The organism is Streptomyces sp. NPDC039423, assembly GCF_055598725.1.
Genome location: NZ_JBVKAH010000008.1, coordinates 80,180 through 101,227 on the forward strand (window position 1 = coordinate 80,180; position 21,048 = coordinate 101,227).

A 21,048-nucleotide genomic window follows, 5' to 3' on the forward strand; every position below is an offset into this window, starting at 1 on the left:
GACTGGATGAACGACGATGCATCGGTACAGGTCCCACACCTGCGGCGAGCTCCGCGCCTCTGACGTCGGCACCGACGTCCGGCTGAGCGGCTGGCTGCACAATCGGCGAGACCTGGGCGGCATCCTCTTCATCGATCTGCGCGACCACTACGGCATCACGCAGCTCGTCGCCCGTCCCGGCACCGCCGCGTACGAGGCGCTCGACAAGCAGACCAAGGAGTCGGTCGTCCGCATCGACGGCAAGGTCGTCTCCCGCGGTGCCGAGAACATCAACACCGAACTCCCCACCGGTGAGATCGAGGTCGAGGTCTCGGAGGTGGAGGTCCTCGGTGCCTCCGCCCCGCTGCCCTTCACGATCAACACGGACGACGGCGTCAACGAGGAGCGGCGCCTGGAGTACCGCTTCCTCGACCTGCGCCGCGAGCGCATGCACCGCAACATCATGCTGCGCAGCGCGGTCATCGCGTCCATCCGCTCCAAGATGGTGGCCCTCGGCTTCAACGAGATGGCCACCCCGATCCTCACCGCGACCTCCCCCGAGGGCGCCCGTGACTTCGTCGTCCCGTCCCGTCTGAACCCCGGCAAGTTCTACGCGCTGCCGCAGGCGCCGCAGCAGTTCAAGCAGCTCCTGATGATCTCCGGGTTCGACCGCTACTTCCAGATCGCGCCCTGCTTCCGCGACGAGGACGCCCGCGCCGACCGCTCGCCGGGCGAGTTCTACCAGCTCGACGTCGAGATGAGCTTCGTCGAGCAGGAGGACGTCTTCCAGCCGATCGAGAAGCTGATGACCGAGCTCTTCGAGGAGTTCGGCGGCGGCCGCCACGTCACGTCGCCGTTCCCGCGGATCCCGTTCCGCGAGTCGATGCTCAAGTACGGCAACGACAAGCCGGACCTGCGCACCGACCTGGAGCTCGTCGACATCACCGACGTCTTCGAGAACTCCGAGTTCAAGGCGTTCGCCGGCAAGCACGTCCGCGCGCTCGCCGTGCCGAACACCGGTGACCAGCCGCGCAAGTTCTTCGACGGCCTCGGTGACTACGCCGTCTCCCTCGGCGCCAAGGGCCTGGCCTGGGTCCGCGTCGGCGAGAACAACGCCCTCACCGGCCCGATCGCCAAGTTCCTCACCGAGGAGAACGTCAAGGTCCTCACCGAGCGCCTGGGCCTGGAGCCCGGCCACGCCGTCTTCTTCGGCGCGGGTGAGTTCGACGAGGTCTCCAAGATCATGGGCCCGGTCCGGGTCGAGGCCGCCAAGCGCGCCGGCCAGTTCGAGGAGAACGTCTTCCGCTTCGCCTGGATCGTCGACTTCCCGATGTACGAGAAGGACGAGGACACCGGGAAGATCGACTTCTCCCACAACCCCTTCTCGATGCCGCAGGGCGGCCTGGAGGCCCTGGAGACCCAGGACCCGCTGGACATCCTCGGCTGGCAGTACGACATCGTCTGCAACGGCATCGAGCTGTCCTCCGGCGCGATCCGCAACCACGAGCCCGACATCATGTTCAAGGCCTTCGAGATCGCCGGCTACTCCCGCGAGACCGTCGAGACCGAGTTCGCCGGCATGCTCCGCGCCTTCCAGTACGGCGCCCCGCCGCACGGCGGCATCGCCCCCGGCGTCGACCGCATCGTCATGCTCCTCGCCGACGAGCCCAACATCCGCGAGACGATCGCCTTCCCGCTCAACGGCAACGCCCAGGACCTGATGATGGGTGCCCCGACGGAGCTGGAAGAGGCCCGCCTCAAGGAACTGAACATCGCGCTCCGCAAGCCGGTCGCGGACAAGTAGTCCACCACTGCTTCACGAAGGCCCGGGATCCTCGGATCCCGGGCCTTCGCGTTCCCGGGCTCACCGCCCGGGAGCGCAAGCCCCGCAGGTTCCCGGCTCCGGGCCGCGGAAGGCGCGGTCGCAGAGGTCGCAGTTCTGGAGCGGATGCCTGACGGCCGCGGGGGTGTCCGGTGTGCGGAAGGCGGGCAGGGGCGGGAGCCGGGCGGCGAGGCGGTGGGCCAACAGGGCTGCCGGACGGTGCAGCGGCTCCGGTGGCAGGTCGGTGGTCAGGGCGCGCTGGACGGCCTCGGGACCGAGGTCGCGCTCGAGCCACGCGGCGACGCCCGGGACGAGATGGTCGGCGTCCGTGGCGGAGAGCAGGAGCCGTGGATCCTCGCGACGGAGACCGGAGAGGACCCCCAGGGCGGTCCGGAGAAGGTCCGGAGCCGGGTAAGCGGGCTGCGGCACGGCGGGCAGCGCGCGGCGGCGCGTCTGCTGGTCGGTGCCGCGCCGGGGCCGGGGCTTCGGCTCCTCCGTGGCGCCGGTCCGGCCCGGCTGGTTGCAGGACACCGTGCGGGTGACGATCCTGCCCCCTTCGGTGCGCACACGGGTGCGGCGCAGGTAGCCATGGGCCTCCAGCTCGCGCAGGGCGCCGGCGATCCGGGTCCTTCCCTCCGGGAAGCGGTCGGCGAGGGTCCCGATGTCGATCTGCGCGCCGCTGGGGAGCGACTGGATGTGGACGGCCAGGCCGATCGCCAGGAGCGACAGTTCGGTGTGCTGGGCGAGGTGGTTGCCGATCACCGTGAAACGGGTGGTGTGCCGGGAGTTGTCGTGGATGACACCGCCGCCATGCGGAGCCCCACGGGCTCGCCGGGAGGAGTGGTTTTTCCGGTCGTTACGGGCGTGGGCGGGCGGGCGCACGCTACTGTTCCGAGTATCCATCGGGAAGGTGCTTCTTCCTTGATGGTCAGGCCCCCGCACTGGGATTAGCGGTCCCGGCGGGGGCCGACGCATGTCAGCGGTGATGTGGTGTGTCGCGCTGAGCGTAGATCAAGCAACCCGTCCCAAAGCCAGCCCAGTTGGTGTTTTTCACCCGCGTGAGTGAGCGGCTCGCCGAGGGGGAGGAGGGGTGGGGTTTGGTCCGGTTTCTTTCTCTCTCGTCGTTCCTTGGTAGACCGGCGGCCCCACCGGAATCCCGGTTCCCGTACGCCGGTCAGGACACCGGGAGGTCGAGTTCCACCCACACGGTCTTCTGGGGGGCGGGGCCGAGCGTGGCGCCCCAGCGGTCGGCCAGCGCCTCGACGAGCAGCAGCCCGCGCCCGGACTCCGCGTCGGGCGACGGGGGCGTCCGGCGCGGGAGCGCGTCGGCACGGGTGTCCGTGACCTCGATCCGCAGGACGCCCCGGTCGGCGAGGAGCGCGAGCCGGAAGCTCCGGCCGTTGACGCGGCCGTGCGTGGCGGCGTTCGCCGCGAGCTCCGCGACGAGCTGCGCGGCGGTCTCGGCCACGCGGCACGGCACCTCCCGCCGGGTCCTGAGCCACTCGACGGCGAGCAGCCGGGCGAGCCGCGCACCGCGAGGCGTGGGGGACAGCAGCACACCGAAGTGGCCCGGGGGAGAGGCGAGTTGCGAGGGTTTCGTCTGGTTCACCTCACCGAGGGTGGCCGTCCTCGCACACCGTGAACAGTGACCGATCCGATGCGTAGAGTGACTGTCCGGAGCTTGTCCACTGCTGTCCGGGCTGTCCGGACCCGCCGGTGGGGTAGGGACGGCGCGGCACGAGAGCGCGGACAGAGGGGTACGGGCATGTCGGTGGACGGCGAGACCGGAGTACAGCTCAAGAGCGAGGCGGACGAGCCGGGTTGGGAGGTGGACCCGGACGACGACTGGGGCGTGGCCGTCATCGCCACGGTGGGACGGCAGGTGAAGCTGCGGAGGGAAGCGGTGGGCATGCGTGCCCCTGACTTCGGCGTGGCCGTCGGCTACGGCGAGGATCTCGTCTACAAGATCGAGGGCGGTAAGCGGATCCCCCGGCCCGAGTTCCTGGACAAGGCGGACGAGGTCCTGGGGGCGGGGGGCCTCCTCTCGGCCATGAAGGAGGACGTGGCGAAGGTCCGGTACCCGAAGAAGGTCCGGGAACTGGCCAAGCTGGAGGCCCAGGCGGTGGAGCTCCAGTTGTACGACCCGCTCAACATCCACGGCCTGTTGCAGACACCGGAGTACGCGCGCGGACTGCTGCTCATGCGACGGCCGGCGTACTCGCAGGACGAGGTGGAGCGGATGGTGGCGGGTCGTATGGCCCGCAAGTCCGTCTTCGAGCGGGACCCCGCGCCGGAGATGGGTTTCGTCCTGGAGGAATGGACGCTCCGGCGCCCACTGGGCGGAAGGACCCGGCTACGCGCCCAGCTCGAACACCTGCTGACGGTGGCCCACATGCGGAACGTCGAGCTTCAGGTGATGCCGATGGACCGCGAGGAACACGCCGGCCTGGCAGGCGGGATCGAGCTGCTGAAGTTCGGCGACGGTTCGGCCGTCGGACGCTCACCCGCCGTGGCCAACGGCCGCCCCGTGACCGAGCGGAAGCAGCTCCATATCCTGGAGCTGCGCTACGGCATCATCCGGGCCCAGGCTCTGACTCCCCGCGAGTCGACAGCCTTCATCGAGCAACTGCTGGGAGAGACATGATCCGCAACACCTCGGTCGGCGAAGCCTCCGGACTGGCGTGGTTCAAGAGCAGCTACAGCAGCAGCAGCGAGGGCGACTCCTGCGTCGAGGTCGCCACCTCCCCGGGCACGGTCCACATCCGCGACTCCAAGCACCTCGCCGGCCCCCAACTCGCCCTCACCCCGGGCGCGTGGGCCGACTTCGTGTCGTACGCGTCGGGCAACTGACGGCGGGCGAGCCACCCTGTCCGTCAGCGCCATGGCGCCCGGTGGGAGGTCCGTTCGACTGTTCCCCCAGTCACCCGCGCGCAGCGAGGTAGGAACGCAGCCGAGCGAGAGATGACGTGGATGCCGTGAATTCCAGATGCGACCCCGTGGCTTCGATGCTGACCCTGACCCCATCGCCTCCGTGAGCACTCAGGGTGACGTCGGCGTCACGGGCGCTGAACGTCCAACCGGCGACACTGAGATCGCTCACACCGGCGAACCGCAGGTAGAACTCGACTGTGTTGTATTCCCGGCCGGTCCACTCGGCAGGAGGGTTCGAGGGAAGGGTGGACGTATCGAAGCCCAGAGTTACCGACGCTTCTCTTTCGTCGATCTGCGTGTAATACAGTCTGCAGTCGTTCAGATCGGGGGGCGTGATGTATGCCTCCAACATCTCCTCCGTCCCGGCAACGATGCCCGTCCAGTCAGATCCGCCCATAGAAAGTCTTCTCTTCGGTTGCCGGGATGGATGCGTAGCGTACGGCGTCGAGCCTCTTTGAAAAGAAGTGCTGGGTTTCGTCCGTGCCGTCGTCCGAGATTTTGAAGGCGCTCACATGCCCCACCTGTACGGACCCGCTGCTGGTGAACCCAAGGGCTACCCCGGATCCTGTCACCTGCACTCGAATTCTCCGCTTCTCTGCCAGGAGCTGCGTGTCCAAAAAGGCGGAACGGACGGGTGGCTCCCACTCAGGCATAGTGAGGTCCTCCACAGCGAGAAACTGTACGTGGCACTGCACGGTGTCGACGTCGGTGCCTCGCCACTCCTGCGGAACCTTCTCCGGGAAGCTCGGTAGGTCCAGTCGCAGGGTGACCGTCGGCCCTCGCCAATCCAGATTGATTGAGCGCAAGCGAAATCGCCGAAGGTCCGGAACCTTCCCGTACAGGTTTATGAGGTCCCCGGCGTTCACCAGCTTCAGATCATTGGTCACAGTAGTAATGTTCCTCGGCTCCGGGCTATCTGGCCATCACGAGTGTCCTCAACCGTTCCACATGTACGTGCACTTCTTCTCGGTACGAGATGGGAGAGCAGCTACAGCACCGGCAGCGAAGGCGACTCCCGCGTCGAGGTCGCCACCTCTCCGGGTGTGGTCCACGGTCACGCGGCCGTCAGCGTCGGGTAGTCGGTGTACCCGTTCTCGCCGCCCGTGTACATCCAGCCCTCGTCCCTCAGCGGGTTGAGCGGCGCGCCGATTCGCAGCCGTTCGACCAGATCGGGGTTGGCCATGAAGGCCCGGCCGAGGGCGATCAGGTCGGCACCGGCGGCCAGCAGTCGCTCACCAGCCTCCCTGCCACCGTCGGCGGGCAGCGGACCGCCCCAGCCGAGCGCCGGATTGGCGACCAGGGTGCCGGACCACCGCTTGCGGATGTCCTGCCACAGGGGCGCGTCCGGGTCGGCGAACACGGTGTGCAGGTAGGCAAGGCGGGTGTCGGCGAGCGCCTCGACCAGCGCCGGGTAGATGTCCTCGGTGTCGCCCTCGTCGATGCCGTTGACGGTGTTGCCGGGGGAGACGCGCAGGCCGACCCGCTCGGGGCCGATGGCCGTGGCCACCGCCCGCACCACCTCGACGGCGAACCGGATCCGGCCGGCCACCGAGCCGCCGTAGCCGTCGGTGCGGTGGTTGGTGTTCCGCGCCATGAACTGGTGCAGGAGGTGGCCGTTGGCGGCGTGCACCTCCACCCCGGCGAAACCGGCGTCAATGGCGTTGCGGGCGGCAGCGGCGAAGTCGGCCACGGTGGACCGGATGTCGTCGAAGGACATCTCCCGGGGCACGACGGCGTCCTTGCGTCCGCTCGGGGTGTGGATGGTTTCGGGCAACGGCACGGGTGACGGCGCGACCGGCATCAGGCCGCTGTTGTCCGGGTGGCCGACCCGACCGCCGTGCTGGAGCTGAAGGAACATCCGACCCCCCGCGGCGTGCACCGCTTCGGTGACCTGCCGCCAGCCGGCCACCTGGGCCGGGTCGTGGATCCCGGGGATGTTGGGGTACGTCTGCCCCACGGCGTTGGGCGTGGTCGCCTCGGCGATGATCAGACCGGCGGAGGCACGCTGCGCGTAGTACGTGGCCATGACCGGTTGCGGCATCCCGTCGGCCCCGGCGCGGTTCCGGGTCAGCGGTGCCATGACCAGGCGGTTGGGCAGTTCCAGGGGGCCGAGCCGGGTGGGCTGGAAGAGGCGGGACGTCTCCGGCTTGTTCGCTGTGTTCGTCATGCCGGTACGGTAGGAGTTGACACCGGTGTCAGGTTCAAGTGCTGTTTTCCGCACGAGAGGTGCGCCATGCGAATCGGTGAACTCGCCCGTCGCACGGGCGTCAGCGAGCGGTCACTCCGGTACTACGAGACGCAGGGCCTCCTGACCGCCGACCGCACCCCGGGCGGCCAGCGTACGTACGGCGAATGGGCCGTCGACCGGGTCATCCGCATCCAGGCCCTCTACGCGGCGGGCCTCCACAGCAAGAAGATCGCCCAGCTCCTCCCCTGCCTGCGCGACACCGACGGCGGCCCCTCCGAGATCGCCACCGCCCGACTGGTCGCCGACCTCACCACGGAACGCGCCCGCATCGACCGCCTGATCACCGACCTGATCCGCTCCCGCGAGGTCCTGGACGAGGCGATCGCCACGGCGGCGAGCCGGCCGCTGCCTGAACCTGCGCCGCAGTGATCCGGTGCTGAGCCGCCGTTGTTGCCCTGCGGCGCAACCCGCTTACGTCAGGGAAGTTTTGCTCTCAGTGCCAACCAGGGCCCGATCTCACCCCGAACGGTGTCTTCCGGGTCCAAGAGGTCTGCAATCTCCACCAAGGGTGTAAGCATGTTCTTCAGGCGCCGCAGAGAGAGCATCTGCTCTTTCGGGAGAGAGCGCCACTCGGCAGCCATTCGCCCCACCTCGTCGATGGGGGCGCCGATGTTCTCCAGCACAAAGGTGCACAGTCTATTCGGTTGCCGAGCCTCGTCCGCTTCGCTTACCCCGAACTCCTGAATCAGGTATGCGCGCACGCGTGCCGTCGCGGCCACTGTCTCCTGCGTTGTTCCAGTACCTGTCTGACTCTTCTTGGAAATCGCGGTCAGTGCGAGATGTCCCCACCGCACGCGAAGGTCCGCAGAGCAGTCAGAAGACTGCATCCGGCCCACGCACCAACTGCGAAGCTGCTCCCAGGACTCTGATGAGGTTGCAGTGGCGGGCAGATCGGTAACTTGCTGCTCCAGCTCTCCGATCGAGGTGTTGACCTCCCCATTGATCGGCGTCCAAGGATCACGGGTGCCCTTGCAGTCGTCAGAGGAAGGGTATTCCTGCACGTTCGAACGCCTCTCTGCCTGTTTCGAGACTTTCCGCTGACGGTTTGTAGTGGCCGCTATTGTTGTCGATTGACATTCCAAAATATGAACCCTCAGAACCCGCGATTTCCGCTTCGCCAGCAGCCCGCACTGGGGCGCCATTAGTGAGAACAGGATGCTTGAGCTCGACTCCGCTCACATGCTTCGGTATGACCACCAGGTCGCCTTCAAGGGTGACTGCCCACTTAACGGTACCCGAATTGATTGCTTCGTCGAAACCGTTGTCCCCGACCCTGAGTGGTTTCACGCCCAGTCGCTCTGCGTCGGCGAGCTCACGGGGTAGTTCATCCGGTAGCTGGTTTTCAAAGGTGCAGGGTGTCAAACCCAGAGGGTCAGCCCAAGTGAACGGGTTGTCCACGTAACCCCAGGGGTTGGGATCCGGCAGGAGGCCCAAAGGGTCGGCGGAGATGTACCGGGCCGATTCGGGGTCGTAGTAGCGGAAGTAGTTGTAGTGGAGGCCCGACTCCGGGTCGAAGTACTGGCCCGGGAAGCGGAGTGGGGTGTACGCCGTGGCGTCGCGGTTCCAGGTCGTCGTGCCCCAGAGCGTCGTGCGGGTGTGCCAGGCCAGGTCGCCCGACTCGTCGACGAGTTCCGTCGGAGTGCCGATCAGGTCGGTGACGATGGCGAAGAAGCGTTCGTCGTCCGTGTCCGTGCGGCGTTCCGTCTGGGTCAGGGGGCGCAGGCCCGCGTGGTCCCAGGTCAGCACGACGTTCGCGGTCGTCTGTTCGCAGAGGGTGCTGCCGTCCCAGGTGAAGTGGACCGTTTCCAGCGCCGATTGCTTGGATATTCGGCGGCCCAGAGGGTCGTACGCGTAACGCCAGACCGTGCCGTCCGGCGTCGTCACCGACGTCAGTCGGTCCTCCGCGTCCCACTCGTAGCGCCAGGTGTCCGGCTTGCTGGACAAGCGGGTCTTCCGGCGCAGGACGACGCGGCCCTGGCCGTCGTGTTCGTAGCGGACGCCGCCCGCGCGGGTGATGCGGGTGCCCTCATAGTCACGCGGGCCCGTCGCGGCGTGGGCCGGGTGCGCGGAAGGCCAGGCCGCCTCTGTCTGGTTGCCCGCTTCGTCGTACGCGTACCGCTCCGTCCACCGGTCCGCCCGCACCGCCGTAACCCGGCCCGCCGCGTCGAGGTCGAAGCGGCGTGTGCCCGAGAGGCCGTCCGTGACGGAGACCAGTCCGCCGTCGGGGCGGTAGTCGTACGCCCGGTGCTGAATGCGGCTGCCACGGGACGTGATCTCCTGGGCCGTCATCCGGCTCACCGCGTCGTACGACGACGTCAGTGACACGAAGTCCGAGACCGTGCGCTCCTCCTCACGGCCCAGGGCGTCGAAGGAGAAGGCGAGTGCACGGCCAGAGGTCGTGAGCCCCGTCCTGCGGCCCGCCGCATCGTAGGACCATTGGCTGACCGAACCGCCGGGGGTCGTCCTTCCCTCCCTGCGGCCTGCCTCGTCGTACGTATACGACAGGGTCCGCCCGTTGACCGTCTCCGACCTCAGACGGCCGTGGCGGTCCCGGATGCGCTCAAGCCTCGCGTCCGGGTTCGTCGCTACCGCCAGTTCGTCGAAGATGTCGTACTCGTAGGTGCTGACCGTCCCTTCAGCGTCCTTGCGGACGATCCGGCCGAGGGCGTCGCGCTCGAACCGGATCGTCTGCCCCAGGCCGTTGGTGCGGGACGTCAGGTGGCCTGACGCGTCATGCGCGTAGGTCAGGACGCGACCGTCGAAATCCGTCTCGGAGGTGAGACGACCCGCCGGATCGTAGGTGTAGTTCCACGTCAGGCCCTGTGGGTTCATCACCCGCGTCAGCCGGAGATTCGTGTCGTGCGCGAACTCGTAGCGCACGCCGTCCGGGCCGGTGCGGGCCGTCAGGAGGTCGAAGTCCGTGTACTCGAACCGGGTCACCCCGCCCATCGCGTCCGTGTGCGACAGGCAGTTGCCCTCACCGTCGTACGTCCACGACTGCTCGGTGCCATCCGGGTCGATGCGCCGGGCCAGCCGGCCCTCGACGGTCCACTCCAGGCGGGTCAACGAGCCCAGCGGGTCGGTGATCGTGGTGGGGCGGCCGAAGGCGTCGCGGTCGTAGTGGACGGTCGCGCCGAGCGGGTCGGTGACCGTGAGGGGGAGGCCGGCGCGGTCGCACCGCAGCGCGGTCGAGTGGCCGAGTGCGTCGGTGATCGTCGCGAGGTGGCCGGTCGCGTCGTAGGCGAACGTGGTGGTGGCGCCCGTCGAGTCGGTGACCGAGGTGCGGTTGCCCCTCTCGTCGTACGTCTGGCGTACCACCGTCCCGTCCGTGCGGCGCACCCGTACCGGCAGGCCCAGTGAGTTGTACTCGGCCGACATCGGGCGTCCGTCCGGTCTCACCACCTCGGTCAGCCGGCCCTGCTCGTCGTAGGTGAAGCGGGTGACGTGGCCGAGGGCGTCCGTGCGGGACAGGAGCCGGTTGTAGGCGTCGTACTCGGAGCCGACGACCGCGCCGAGCGGGTCGATCTCGGCGACGACCTGAACCCTGTCGTTGATGAGGTAGCGGGTGGTGTGGCCCAGGGCATCGGTGACGGAGGTCTGCCGCAGACCGGTCGCGGCGTCCGTGTCGTCCCAGGTGAAGCGGGATTCAAGATGTCCGTTCGAGCCCGAGTGGTACACGCAGCGGTGCCGCTCGTCGTAGACGTAGTCGAAGTGGCTTCCGTTGGTGTCGGTCCACGAGGTGATCCGGCCGTGCTCGTCGCAGCCGAAGCGCAGGGGACGGCCCGAGGAGTTGGTGACCGAGGTCAGGTGCCCGTCCGTGTAGCCGTAGCGAAGAATCTCCTGGTCGGTGCCGTCCGGGGCGGCGCCGGCGAGGTGGAGGGCGGTGATCCGGCCCTGGTCGGTGGTGAGCTTCAGGTGGTAGCCACCGTGGTGGACGATCGAGGTCGGGGCGCCGGCCTGGTCGTACTCGAAACCGATCCACCGCCCGTTGCGGTCGTCGATCTGCGTCAGCAGGGCCAGCTCGGCGCCCTGCTCGGTGAAGTGCCAGACGCGGCCGGTGGCGGGGTCGGTGACGGTATAGGTGTCCCGGTCGCGGTCCAGGGGCCAGCGGCGGCCGTGGGTGGGCATGACAGGCACGCCGGGTGCGGGATGCGGGTACGCCAGGAGGCTTCCGTCCTCGCAGATGAACACGATGCCTTCGGAGTCGATCTCCAGGCGTTGGTCGATGGTGCTCGCCCAGGTGGGGCCGAACCAGTGGCCCGCGCGGTAGGACGACTCGAAGGTACGGCTGAAGACCAGTGGCAGTGACCCAGGAAGAGTGATGTCCGTCTGGGGCAGGACCATCCGGCCCGTCGCCATGTCGACCGGGTCCTGGGAGAGCGTTTTGTCGCCCTCCCCGCGGCTCGTGTCGTGCGGACCCTCCTGATGTCCGGCACGCCCCTTGCCGCCCCCGCTCGGGGTGTCGTCCAGGCCCTTGCGCGCCAGGGACCTCAGCCCGCCCGCGCCCCGGGTGCCCAGCACTTCCGGGAGAAGGCGCCCGCCGAACTCGTGCGGGTCCTCCTGGAACGAGTCCCACGCGGCCTTGAGCGCACGGTCCGGGTGGGCGCCGGTCGAGACGAGCCCGGCCAGGGTCATGTTGACGTTCTCGTAGTACTCGGCCGGGTGCGTGCGGTTGTACGGGTCGAGCGGGTTGAGCGAGCGGACGAAGTTGGTGAGGCCGACCGTGCCTTTGACGGCTCCGCCGACGAAGTGCGTCGTTTCGACGCCGTTGCCCAGAGCGAGGTCCAGCACGCCGAGCCGGGCGCGTTCGGCCGCGGACTTCTCGGCGGGGGCGTGGGCGAGGGCCGCGGTGACGACCTGGTTGGCCCTCTCGGCGGCCTGGTTACGCTGGCGGCGGGCGTTCTCCAGGATTTCCTGGGCCTGGTCGCGCGCGGCCAGCCCGGGGTCGCTGAAGGGACCCGGCTCGGGCAGCGGGGCGTCACTGGTGCGGGCCTTGTTGTAGGCGTCGACCTTCTTGTTGTACGCGTCGACGGCCTTCCGCGAGGTCTCGTTGCCCTGCTTGAACAGGGCGATCGCCTCCCTGGCCATGCTCTGCGCGGCGGTCACCGTCGCGGCGTACGCCGTCAGCGCGGCGGCTGCCGCCTCGAAGGCGTCCGCCGCGCGCAGCCAGTCCGTGGGCAGGGCCCCGAACTGTTCACGGAAGGTGTTGGCGGCCTCGCCCTTCCAGGCGCCGGAGTCGAGGTTCTTCATGCCCGAGCCGACCAGGTTGAACGCCGTCGCGAAGTCACGCAGGTTGTCCGCGCTCGCGGTGATCAGGGAAGCGCGGCCGTGGACCAGTTCCTCGGCCTCCTCGCTCTCACCGAGCTGCTTCTCGCCCACCTCCGCGCCCAGCGTGGAGGCCGCGCCATCACCCCAGTCGGTGACCGCTTCCGCCACACCTTCGGCGCCGACGTAGTCGAGGGCGCCCCCGAGGGCATCGGTTCCCTTGTCGATGCCGATGCCGACGACCTTCTTGCCGCCGTTCCAGAGGTCCTCGGCCCTGCCCAGCCAGTCGGTCATCTACTCGCTCCCCCACATCGGCTGCTCGGCCCGCTTGACGGCCTCCTCCGAGGGCTCGTAGGTCTCGCGCATGCGCTCGTCCAGCGCCTCACGCACCGTCGGATCCAGGGCGCCGTTGTTCTCCAGCGAGTCCAGAACGGCGTCCTCCAGGTCGTAGCCGGTGTCCTGCCACGTCTGCTTGACGTTCTCGTGGGCCGCGGCCATGGACTCCGGGCTGTAATCCGGGTTGTCGGTCGCCCGCTGGGACCTGATCTCGTCCCAGTCCTTGGCCTTCACCTCGTCCTCGGTGAGGTGCGGGTTGCCGTTCAGCCCGTTGACCGCGATCTTGAGGGTGTCCTTGACGTACAGCTCCTGCTCGTGGAAGGCGCCCGCCGACAGCCCGAGACCGGAGGCGAAGGCGTTGCCCCGCTGCATCAGGTCGCGTACGCCCCACTCCCAGCGCTCGCAGAACGTCCCGAAACCGGCTGCCAGCCCCGCGTGCCCCATCTCCAGGCCCGACAGGGCCAGCTCCGAGAAGCCCCGGCCCGCCGTCGCCCGGCCGATCATGCCGAGGTCCTTCAGCTCCTCGTGCGCCTTGTCGATACCCGCCGCGATCAGCGCCAGGGCGGCCCGCGACGCGGCGAGGTCGGGATCGGTGCCGGTCATCGTGCCGCCTCCGGATCCATCGCCGCCGAGTCGGGCACGATGCCCGCGACCGGCGGGAACAGCACGCCGTCGGCACTGCCCGCGTCCAGCGCCACACCTGCCGGGACGCCCAGCTTCGGCACCAGCACGTCCAGCAGCCGAGCCCCACGGATCGTCCGGTACTCCCACGCCCGTCCAAGGTCGCCGCGCGCGTACGCGAACCGGGCGAGCGTCCCCTCGTTCGAGAAGGCGCAGATCCACCGGACGCCGCCGTGCTCGGCGGTCCACAGGCTGCCGTACGGATCGATGGGGACCAGGACCGCGGTCCGGCGGAATTCCCCCAGCAAAGCGGCGAACTCGTGCCGGGCGGAGGACGGGGGTCGCGGTGGCGCCGCTTCCGGCGCGGACGGTACCGCGGGGGTCGACGGTGCCGCGGGGGCCGACGGTGCCGCGGGGGCGGCCGGATCGCTGGCCAGTTCCGTCAGTCTCGACGGGCGGTCCGGTATCGGTCCGCCCGCCGTCCCGCTGTCCCGGTGCGTGATCATGGCGGAGATCATCACACGTACGGATTTTCGACTGCAATCGCTTTGGCGGAGAACGGCCGAAACGCGGCGCAGCATGGACGAAAGGACCGCCGCCCCTCTCGGAGGGGCGGCGGTCCCGGTCGTGCGGAGTGGAAGGAGGTCAGTCCTTCTTCGGCTCCTCCAGGCGCGGGAAGAGCACCGCGCCCTTGGTGACCGTGGCGCCGGCGGGGAGGAGGCCCCAGGCGGCGGCGGAGTCGACGGTCTGGTCGGCGAGGGGGCCCAGGACGGGCTCCGCGCCGAGGGAGTCCCAGAGCTTCTGGGAGGTGTCCGGCATGACCGGGTTCAGCAGGACGGCGACCGCGCGGAGCGCCTCGGCGGCGGTGTAGAGGATCGTCGCCAGGCGGGCGCGGCCCTCGTCGGAGGTGTCCTTGGCGACCTTCCAGGGCTCCTGCTCCGTGATGTAGCCGTTGACCTGCTTCACGAAGTCGAAGATCGCCAGGATGCCGCCCTGGAAGTCCAGCTCCTCGCCGATCTTCCGGTCGGCCTCGGCGACCGCCTTGGCCAGGCCGTCCCGGACCGCCTGCTCGGCGTCACCGGCGACCGTGGCCTCCGGCAGGGTGCCCTCGAAGTACTTGCCGACCATCGCCGCGACGCGCGAGGCGAGGTTGCCGTAGTCGTTGGCCAGCTCGCTCGTGTAGCGGGCGGTGAAGTCCTCCCACGAGAAGGAGCCGTCGCTGCCGAACGCGATCGCCCGCAGGAAGTACCAGCGGTAGGCGTCCACGCCGAAGTGCGAGGTCAGGTCCTGCGGCTTGATGCCGGTCAGGTTCGACTTCGACATCTTCTCGCCGCCGACCATCAGCCAGCCGTTCGCCGCGACCTTGCCCGGCACCGGCAGGCCCTGCGCCATCAGCATCGCCGGCCAGATCACCGCGTGGAAGCGGAGGATGTCCTTGCCGACCAGGTGCACGTTCGCCGGGAACGTCTCGTCGAACTTCGCCTGGTTCGAGCCGTAGCCGACGGCCGTCGCGTAGTTCAGGAGCGCGTCGACCCACACGTAGATGACGTGCTTGTCGTCCCACGGGATCGGGATGCCCCAGTCGAAGGTCGACCGGGAGATGGACAGGTCCTGAAGGCCCTGCTTGACGAAGTTCAGGACCTCGTTGCGGGCCGACTCGGGCTGGATGAAGTCCGGGTTCGCCTCGTAGAACTCCAGCAGCTTCGGGCCGTACTCGCTGAGCTTGAAGAAGTAGTTCTCCTCCTTGAGGATCTCCACCGGCTTCTTGTGGACCGGGCAGAGCTTCACGCCCTGCTCGTCCTCGATCAGGTCGCCGGGGAGCTTGTACTCCTCGCAGCCCACGCAGTACGGGCCCTCGTACCCGCCCTTGTAGATCTCGCCCTTGTCGTACAGGTCCTGCACGAACTCCTGCACACGGTCCGTGTGCCGCTTCTCCGTCGTACGGATGAAGTCGTCGTTCGCGATCTCCAGGTGCTCCCAGAGGGGCTTCCAGGCCTCCTCGACGAGCTTGTCGCACCACTCCTGCGGGGTGACCCCGTTCGCGTCGGCCGTGCGCATGATCTTCTGACCGTGCTCGTCCGTGCCGGTGAGGTACCACACCTTCTCGCCGCGCTGACGGTGCCAGCGGGTGAGCACGTCGCCTGCGACGGTCGTGTAGGCGTGGCCCAGGTGAGGAGCGTCGTTGACGTAGTAAATGGGGGTCGTGACGTAGAACGCCTTCGCCCCCTGCTTCTCGGATCCAGTGGCCGCCATGGTCGAAATCCTATCCGGCCGCGGAAGCTGCCCTCACCCTCATTCCGAGGGGGGAGACGTCCGCGAAACACGGTGCGTGGAGAGTGGACGCATGCGTGTACTGGTTGCCGAGGACGAGACCGTCCTCGCCGGGCTCGTCGCCGCGGGGCTGCGGCGTGCCGGATTCGCCGTCGACACCGTCCACAGCGGGGACGACGCCCTCGCCCACCTGGGGCTCTACGACTACGACGTCGTCGTCCTCGACCGCGACCTGCCCGGGGTGCACGGCGACGAGGTGGCCCGGCGGATGGTGGCGGGCGGGGCACGGACCCGCATCCTGATGCTGACCGCGGCGGTGGGGCTGGAGGACCGGGTGGAGGGGCTCGACCTCGGGGCCGACGACTACCTGGGCAAGCCTTTCGAGTTCCCCGAGCTGGTGTCGCGGGTGCGCGCCCTGCGGCGGCGCAGCGCCCGGCCGCCCCTGCCCCCGCTCCTGGAACGGCACGGGTTGCGGCTCGACACCGTACGCCGCACCGCCCACCGCGACGGGCGGGACCTGGACCTGTCGCCGAAGGAGTTCGCGGTGCTCCAGGTCCTGCTGGAGGCTCAGGGCGCGGTGGTGTCGGCGGAGGAGCTGCTGGAACGCGCCTGGGACGCGCACGCCGACCCCTTCACCGGGGCGGTACGGGTGTGCATGAGCAAGCTGCGCGCCAAGCTCGGGCCGCCCGCGCTCATCCGCACGGTGCAGGGCGTGGGGTACGCGCTGTGATCGGCCCCGGCTCGCGCATCCGGACGCGTATCGCCCTGGTGTACGGGGGTGTCTTCCTGGTGCTCGGCGGCTGCCTGCTCCTGGTGGTGAACCTGCTCTCCCGTGCGGGGACGCGCGGCGAGGCGGAGGCCATCGCGGAGCGGGCCGGCGCCGGGGACTGGATCGGGGACTGGGCCGGGGCCGAGGCGGGGGCCACGGGTCCCTTCCGGGTGGACGAGCTCACCGGTGAGGTCAGCCGGGCGGCCTCCGAACAACTGCTGATCTGGTCGGGAGGCGCGCTGCTGGTCATGGCGCTGTGCGCGGTGGTGGTCGGCTGGTGGACGGCCGGCCGTGTCCTCCGCCCGGTGCACGAGATGACCGCCCGGGCGCGGCGGCTCTCGGAGCGGAACCTGCGCGAGCGGCTCGCGCCGGGCGGCCCGGACGACGAGCTGAAGGAGCTGGGCGACACGATCGACGCGCTGCTGGAGCGGCTGGAGGCGGCGTTCGACAGCCAGCGGCGGTTCATCGCCAACGCCTCGCACGAGCTCCGTACGCCCCTGGCCACCCAGCGCGCGGCGATCCAGGTGGGCCTCGACGACTCGGTCCCCGCCCCGGTCCGGCAGGTGCTGCTGGACACCAACCGCCGCAGCGAGCGGCTGATCGACGGGCTGCTGCTGCTGGCGCGCGGCGAGCGGGGCCTGGCCGAGCGGGAGCCGGTCCCGCTGGGCGAGGTGGTGGCGGAGGAGTGCGCCCGGTACGGGGTGGAGGAGGTGTCGGGCGCCGGCGGGGTGGTGCCGGGCAACCGGGTGCTGCTCGGGCAGCTCGTACGGAACCTGGTCGCCAACGCGGTGGCGTACAACGTCCCGGGCGGGTGGGTCCGCGTGACGGTGGACGGTGGCGTGCTGACGGTCGCCAATACCGGGCCGGTGATCGCCGAGGCCGACGTACCGGGGCTCTTCGAACCCTTCCGGCGGGGCGAGGGGCGGGACCGGATGGGGCCCGGCGCGGGGCTCGGGCTGTCCATCGTGCGATCGGTCGCCACCGCGCACGGCGGCACGGTGACGGCCGGGTGCCGGGACGGCGGGGGCCTGGTCGTCACCGTGCGCCTGCCGGTCCCGGCGGGTACGGCCGGGACGGCTGACACGACCTAAAGGGACCAGTCCGCGAGGAGCTCGCGGTAGAAGGTGGCGTGCGGGACCTCACGGGGCGCGGGGCCCGCGTGGAAGAACCCGGCGTTGGGCGCCTCCAGCTTGCGCAGGTAGTCGAACGCCTTGGCGTCCTCCTCCCCGAACGCCACGAACTGCCAGTGGACGCCGCTCGCGCCGGCCGCCGCGTCCGCCAGCGCCTCGGTGGCGGCCGTCCGCGACTCGGGCGCGCCGTCGGTCTGGAAGACGACCAGGGCCGGGCGGTCGGCCGCGCCGGACTTCCCGTGCAGGTCCAGCACCTCGCGGATGGCGCGGTCGTAGTTGGTACGGCCCATCCGGCCGAGGGCGCTGTGCAGGGCCTCGATCCTGCCCTCCACGTCGCCGAGCGTGACCTCGCCGGTGCCGTCGATCTCGGTCGAGAAGAAGACGACCCGGACGGTGGCCTCCTCGTCGAGGTGCGCGGCGAGCGCGAGCGCCTGCTCGGCGAGGTGCTGGGCGCTGCCGTCCTTGTAGTACGGGCGCATCGACCCGGACCGGTCGAGGACCAGGTACACCGTGGCACGCGCACCCACGAGGTCCCGCTTGCGCAGCGCGGCCCCGGCCGCCTTGTACGCCTCGGCCAACTGGGGCGCCTTGCCCTTGACCCGGGCGAGGGACAGGGCGGGCTTCCCGGCGGGCGCGGCGGTGGGGGCGGCGGTGGGGGCGGCCTTCGCCTCGGGGGCGGCCTCGGGCTCCGATTCCGGCTCCGCTTCGGCAGCGACGGGCTCCGCCTCGGGCTCCGGCTCCTCTTCGGGCTCGGCGGCCTGCACGGGCTCCGGGTCCTGCTCCGCCTCGGCAGCGACGGGCTCCGGCTCGGGCTCCGGTTCCGGCTCCGCCTCGGCAGCGACGGGCTCCGCCTCCGCCTCCGCAGCGACGGGCTCAGGCTCCGGCTCGCCCTCCGCAGCGACGGGCTCCGCGGGCTCCGGGTCCTCCTCCGGCTCCGCAGCGGCGGCCTGCGTGGCCTCCGGCTCGGCCTCCGGTTCCGGTTCCGCCTCGCGGGCGGCCGGGACGGTGGCGCGGCGCGACTGGGGGTTGTCGAACGACGCCGCCACCAGGTCCGCCGCCGCCAGCTCCGCCGCCCGCTCGGCCGAGGCGTCCTCCGACGGCGCGGCGGGCTCCTCCGGCGGCGACGACTGGGACGGGACCGTGGCCGCCGGGGTCGCGGGGGCCGTGGGCTCCTCCTGGGGCACCGCACGTTCCGCCTGGGGCGGGACGGAGGCGGTCGCCGTCCCGTCGCGCTCCGCACGGTCGCGTCCAAACACCTTGCGCAGCAAGCTCCGAATGCCCATGGGCGAGGCCTTTCGCATGTGGGGTGCCGTGTATGTCCGTACTGCTAGGAATCATCCCTGGCCAGGGCGGACACGTAAGGTTAGCCGCCCCGCGTCCCGCCGAAAGGCAAGGGGCATTCGCGTCAACCCGGCCCGGACGTACCGGATTCATCCACCGTTCATCCGGCAGCCGCCGACCTGCACTTCTCCCCGCATAACGTCACCGCCGGACCCGATTCCCGACACCATGTCGGCGCAGGCTGCGCCGGAGGAGGACGAAGTGCGCAAGCTGCTGCCGCTGCTGAGCACCAACCCGCACGGAGGCGGCCGTTCCGCCCTCACCTGCCGATACCGGTGCGGCGACGCCTGCTTCCACGAGGTGCCCAACACCAGCGACAACGAGTACGTCGGCGACGTCATAGCCGGCGTCCTGTCACGCCGGTCCCTGATGCGCGCCGCCGCCGTCGTCACGGTCGCCGCCACCGCGGGCGGTGCCGTCGTCGCCCAGGGTGCCGGACAGCAGGCGGTCGCCGCCACGCCCCCGACCGCCGCCGGCAAGGGCAAGGGCGCCGGCGCCCGCGGGCTGCGCTTCACGCCCGTCGCCCCCAACACGGACGACAAGGTCACCGTCCCCGAGGGCTACGCCCAGAGCGTCGTCATCCGCTGGGGCGAGCCCATCCTCCGCGGGGCGCCCGCCTTCGACCCGGACCGGCAGACCGCCGAGGCCCAGGCCGGCCAGTTCGGGTACAACAACGACTTCCTGTCCCTGCTGCCGCTCAAGGGCGAGCACGGGCGCCAGGTCCTGGTGGCCAACCACGAGTACACCGACGAGATCCTGATGTTCAAGGGGTACGACCCCGAGAACCCGACCCGCGAGCAGGCCGAGATCGCCTGGGCCGCGCACGGCCTGTCCGTGGTCGTCGTCCAGGAACAGCACCGCGACGGCAGGCTCACCCCCGTCACCCGGCACCCCCTCAACCGCCGCCTCACCGCGACCAGCCGGTTCCGGCTCACCGGCCCGGCGGCGGGCAGCGCGCTGCTGCGCACCAGCGCCGACCCGGCCGGCCGTACGGTCCTCGGCACGCTCAACAACTGCGCCGGCGGCACCACCCCGTGGGGCACCACCCTCCACGGCGAGGAGAACTTCAACCAGTACTTCGCCAACGGGTCGAGCCCCACGGACAAGCGGTACGGGATCGGCTCCGGCGCCACCGAGCGCAAGTGGGAGCGGTTCGACAAGCGCTTCGACGTCAAGCAGGAGCCCAACGAGCCGCACCGCTTCGGCTGGGTCGTCGAGCTCGACCCGTACGACCCCGACTCCACGCCCCGCAAGCGCACCGCGCTCGGCCGCTTCAAGCACGAGGCCGCCCAGCCGCGCCTGACCGCCGACGGGCGCCCGGTCGTCTACATGGGCGACGACGAGCGGTTCGACTACTTCTACAAGTTCGTCTCGTCGAAGCGCATGATGAAGGGGAACTCGCGCAAGGCCCGCGAGCACAACCTCACCCTCCTCGACGAGGGCACGCTGTACGTGGCGAAGCTGACCGGCGACAGCCCGCAGGACGTCGACGGCACCGGCAAGCTCCCGGACGACGGTGAGTTCGACGGCAGCGGCCACTGGATCCCGCTCGCCACGGGCGACGTCTCACACGTCCCCGGCATGACCGCCGAAGAGGTGTACGTCTTCACCCGCCTCGCCGGTGACAAGGTCGGCGCGACCAAGATGGACCGCCCCGAGGACGTCGAGCCGTCCCCGCGCACCGGCCGGGTGTACGTCGCCCTCACGAACAACAAGGACCGCGGGGCGGCGGGCAAGGCCGGCGCCGACGAGGCCAACCCGCGCAACAACAACAAGCACGGCCAAGTGCTGGAGCTGGCCGAGCACTGGGACGACCCGGCCTCCGACGGCTTCGCCTGGCGGCTGTTCCTGGTCGCGGGCGACCCGGAGGACCCGGCCACGTACTTCGCGGGCTACCCCAAGGAGAAGGTCAGCCCCATCTCCTGCCCCGACAACGTGGCCTTCGACGCGCACGGCAACCTGTGGATCTCCACCGACGGCAACCAGCTCGGCTCGCACGACGGCCTGTTCGGCGTGGCCACCCAGGGCGAGCGGCGCGGTGAGCTGAAGCAGTTCCTCAGCGTGCCGGCCGGCGCCGAGACGTGCGGCCCGCTCATCCAGGACCGCCGCGTCCTCGTCGCCGTCCAGCACCCGGGCGAGGTCGACGGGGCGTCCGTCGAGAAGCCCGCCTCCACCTGGCCCGACGGTCCGGGCCGGATCGTCCGCCCGTCGGTCGTCGCCGTGTACCGCCAGGACGGCCGCGACATCGGCGTCTGAGGCACGGGCCCCCGGGGCACGGGGCCCCCGGGGCCCCCGCCGCCCCGGGGGCCGCCCCGCGCCCGCGGCCTCCCCCGCC

General features: G+C 70.1%; 18 protein-coding genes. 7 read left to right on the forward strand and 11 right to left on the reverse strand.

The features are described 5' to 3' along the window. Positions 1–16: 16 nt before the first annotated feature. A complete protein-coding gene (gene aspS / locus ACZ7LK_RS24560; protein ID WP_392275615.1) occupies positions 17–1,783 on the forward strand; it encodes an aspartate--tRNA ligase in 1,767 nt (588 codons plus the stop codon). Positions 1,784–1,843: 60 nt separating this feature from the next. Here aspS and ACZ7LK_RS24565 read toward each other — a convergent pair whose 3' ends face one another. Continuing rightward, a complete protein-coding gene (locus ACZ7LK_RS24565; protein ID WP_471143339.1) occupies positions 1,844–2,704 on the reverse strand; it encodes a helix-turn-helix domain-containing protein in 861 nt (286 codons plus the stop codon). Between the two features lie 271 nt (positions 2,705–2,975). Next, positions 2,976–3,410, reverse strand: a complete 435-nt coding sequence (locus ACZ7LK_RS24570; protein ID WP_471143342.1) for an ATP-binding protein — start codon at positions 3,408–3,410, stop codon at positions 2,976–2,978. A 156-nt stretch (positions 3,411–3,566) separates the two neighbouring features. Here ACZ7LK_RS24570 and ACZ7LK_RS24575 point away from each other — a divergent pair, with 156 nt between their 5' ends. Further along, positions 3,567–4,445 carry a helix-turn-helix domain-containing protein gene (locus ACZ7LK_RS24575; protein WP_471143345.1) on the forward strand — a complete coding sequence of 293 codons (879 nt, stop codon included), beginning with the start codon at positions 3,567–3,569 and terminating at the stop codon, positions 4,443–4,445. Next, the gene (locus ACZ7LK_RS24580) at positions 4,442–4,651 is read left to right on the forward strand and encodes a DUF397 domain-containing protein (protein WP_469463580.1); all 210 of its coding nucleotides are present in this window, start codon (positions 4,442–4,444) and stop codon (positions 4,649–4,651) included. The genes ACZ7LK_RS24575 and ACZ7LK_RS24580 overlap by 4 nt, the downstream gene beginning before the upstream one ends. Before the next feature lie 70 nt (positions 4,652–4,721). On the opposite strand, the gene ACZ7LK_RS24585 is transcribed toward ACZ7LK_RS24580, so the two are convergent. The 3 genes from ACZ7LK_RS24585 to ACZ7LK_RS24595 all read right to left on the reverse strand — a co-directional run bounded on the left by ACZ7LK_RS24585 (position 4,722) and on the right by ACZ7LK_RS24595 (position 6,899). Continuing rightward, positions 4,722–5,129 (reverse strand): Imm50 family immunity protein, encoded by a 408-nt coding sequence (locus ACZ7LK_RS24585; protein ID WP_471143348.1) that lies wholly within the window; start codon positions 5,127–5,129, stop codon positions 4,722–4,724. Then, entirely contained in the window at positions 5,116–5,619 is a 504-nt protein-coding gene (locus ACZ7LK_RS24590; protein WP_471143351.1) for an Imm50 family immunity protein, read from the reverse strand. The genes ACZ7LK_RS24585 and ACZ7LK_RS24590 overlap by 14 nt, the downstream gene beginning before the upstream one ends. Before the next feature lie 167 nt (positions 5,620–5,786). Next, the gene (locus tag ACZ7LK_RS24595) at positions 5,787–6,899 is read right to left on the reverse strand and encodes an alkene reductase (RefSeq protein WP_392275608.1); all 1,113 of its coding nucleotides are present in this window, start codon (positions 6,897–6,899) and stop codon (positions 5,787–5,789) included. A 66-nt stretch (positions 6,900–6,965) separates the two neighbouring features. On the opposite strand from ACZ7LK_RS24595, the gene ACZ7LK_RS24600 reads away from it, so the two are divergent. After that, positions 6,966–7,349 (forward strand): MerR family transcriptional regulator, encoded by a 384-nt coding sequence (locus ACZ7LK_RS24600; RefSeq protein ID WP_471143355.1) that lies wholly within the window; start codon positions 6,966–6,968, stop codon positions 7,347–7,349. A 47-nt stretch (positions 7,350–7,396) separates the two neighbouring features. Here the strand turns inward: ACZ7LK_RS24600 and ACZ7LK_RS24605 are convergent, their stop codons facing one another. The 5 genes from ACZ7LK_RS24605 to metG all read right to left on the reverse strand — a co-directional run bounded on the left by ACZ7LK_RS24605 (position 7,397) and on the right by metG (position 15,455). After that, a complete protein-coding gene (locus ACZ7LK_RS24605) occupies positions 7,397–7,981 on the reverse strand; it encodes a hypothetical protein (RefSeq protein ID WP_471143358.1) in 585 nt (194 codons plus the stop codon). Continuing rightward, positions 7,959–12,539: a putative T7SS-secreted protein gene (locus ACZ7LK_RS24610; RefSeq protein WP_471143361.1), complete on the reverse strand. Its 4,581-nt coding sequence runs from the start codon at positions 12,537–12,539 to the stop codon at positions 7,959–7,961. The genes ACZ7LK_RS24605 and ACZ7LK_RS24610 overlap by 23 nt, the downstream gene beginning before the upstream one ends. Then, entirely contained in the window at positions 12,540–13,184 is a 645-nt protein-coding gene (locus tag ACZ7LK_RS24615) for a hypothetical protein (protein ID WP_469463582.1), read from the reverse strand. Beyond that, positions 13,181–13,708 carry an SseB family protein gene (locus ACZ7LK_RS24620; RefSeq protein ID WP_392275603.1) on the reverse strand — a complete coding sequence of 176 codons (528 nt, stop codon included), beginning with the start codon at positions 13,706–13,708 and terminating at the stop codon, positions 13,181–13,183. Before ACZ7LK_RS24620 ends, ACZ7LK_RS24615 begins: the two co-directional genes overlap by 4 nt. Positions 13,709–13,847: 139 nt before the next feature. Further along, entirely contained in the window at positions 13,848–15,455 is a 1,608-nt protein-coding gene (metG, locus tag ACZ7LK_RS24625; protein ID WP_392275602.1) for a methionine--tRNA ligase, read from the reverse strand. Positions 15,456–15,546: 91 nt separating this feature from the next. Between metG and ACZ7LK_RS24630 the strand changes: the two genes are divergently transcribed. Both ACZ7LK_RS24630 and ACZ7LK_RS24635 read left to right on the forward strand, forming a co-directional pair. Beyond that, positions 15,547–16,203: a response regulator transcription factor gene (locus tag ACZ7LK_RS24630; RefSeq protein WP_392275601.1), complete on the forward strand. Its 657-nt coding sequence runs from the start codon at positions 15,547–15,549 to the stop codon at positions 16,201–16,203. Continuing rightward, entirely contained in the window at positions 16,200–17,333 is a 1,134-nt protein-coding gene (locus ACZ7LK_RS24635; RefSeq protein ID WP_471143366.1) for a sensor histidine kinase, read from the forward strand. The genes ACZ7LK_RS24630 and ACZ7LK_RS24635 overlap by 4 nt, the downstream gene beginning before the upstream one ends. Here the strand turns inward: ACZ7LK_RS24635 and ACZ7LK_RS24640 are convergent. Next, positions 17,330–18,655 (reverse strand): VWA domain-containing protein, encoded by a 1,326-nt coding sequence (locus ACZ7LK_RS24640; RefSeq protein WP_471143369.1) that lies wholly within the window; start codon positions 18,653–18,655, stop codon positions 17,330–17,332. The genes ACZ7LK_RS24635 and ACZ7LK_RS24640 overlap by 4 nt on opposite strands. 259 nt (positions 18,656–18,914) lie before the next feature. Here ACZ7LK_RS24640 and ACZ7LK_RS24645 point away from each other — a divergent pair, with 259 nt between their 5' ends. Continuing rightward, complete coding sequence (locus ACZ7LK_RS24645) at positions 18,915–20,969, forward strand: PhoX family protein (RefSeq protein WP_471143672.1); 2,055 nt, start codon at positions 18,915–18,917, stop codon at positions 20,967–20,969. Positions 20,970–21,048: the final 79 nt, after the last annotated feature.

Coding starts and splice junctions, on each gene's coding strand:
- aspS (WP_392275615.1), top strand. CDS start 17: ATGCATCGGTACAGGTCCCACACCTGCGGCGAGCTCCGCGCCTCTGAC.
- ACZ7LK_RS24565 (WP_471143339.1), bottom strand. CDS start 2,704: ATGGATACTCGGAACAGTAGCGTGCGCCCGCCCGCCCACGCCCGTAAC.
- ACZ7LK_RS24575 (WP_471143345.1), top strand. CDS start 3,567: ATGTCGGTGGACGGCGAGACCGGAGTACAGCTCAAGAGCGAGGCGGAC.
- ACZ7LK_RS24580 (WP_469463580.1), top strand. CDS start 4,442: ATGATCCGCAACACCTCGGTCGGCGAAGCCTCCGGACTGGCGTGGTTC.
- ACZ7LK_RS24585 (WP_471143348.1), bottom strand. CDS start 5,129: ATGGGCGGATCTGACTGGACGGGCATCGTTGCCGGGACGGAGGAGATG.
- ACZ7LK_RS24595 (WP_392275608.1), bottom strand. CDS start 6,899: ATGACGAACACAGCGAACAAGCCGGAGACGTCCCGCCTCTTCCAGCCC.
- ACZ7LK_RS24600 (WP_471143355.1), top strand. CDS start 6,966: ATGCGAATCGGTGAACTCGCCCGTCGCACGGGCGTCAGCGAGCGGTCA.
- ACZ7LK_RS24610 (WP_471143361.1), bottom strand. CDS start 12,539: ATGACCGACTGGCTGGGCAGGGCCGAGGACCTCTGGAACGGCGGCAAG.
- ACZ7LK_RS24615 (WP_469463582.1), bottom strand. CDS start 13,184: ATGACCGGCACCGATCCCGACCTCGCCGCGTCGCGGGCCGCCCTGGCG.
- ACZ7LK_RS24620 (WP_392275603.1), bottom strand. CDS start 13,708: ATGATCACGCACCGGGACAGCGGGACGGCGGGCGGACCGATACCGGAC.
- metG (WP_392275602.1), bottom strand. CDS start 15,455: ATGGCGGCCACTGGATCCGAGAAGCAGGGGGCGAAGGCGTTCTACGTC.
- ACZ7LK_RS24630 (WP_392275601.1), top strand. CDS start 15,547: ATGCGTGTACTGGTTGCCGAGGACGAGACCGTCCTCGCCGGGCTCGTC.
- ACZ7LK_RS24640 (WP_471143369.1), bottom strand. CDS start 18,655: ATGGGCATTCGGAGCTTGCTGCGCAAGGTGTTTGGACGCGACCGTGCG.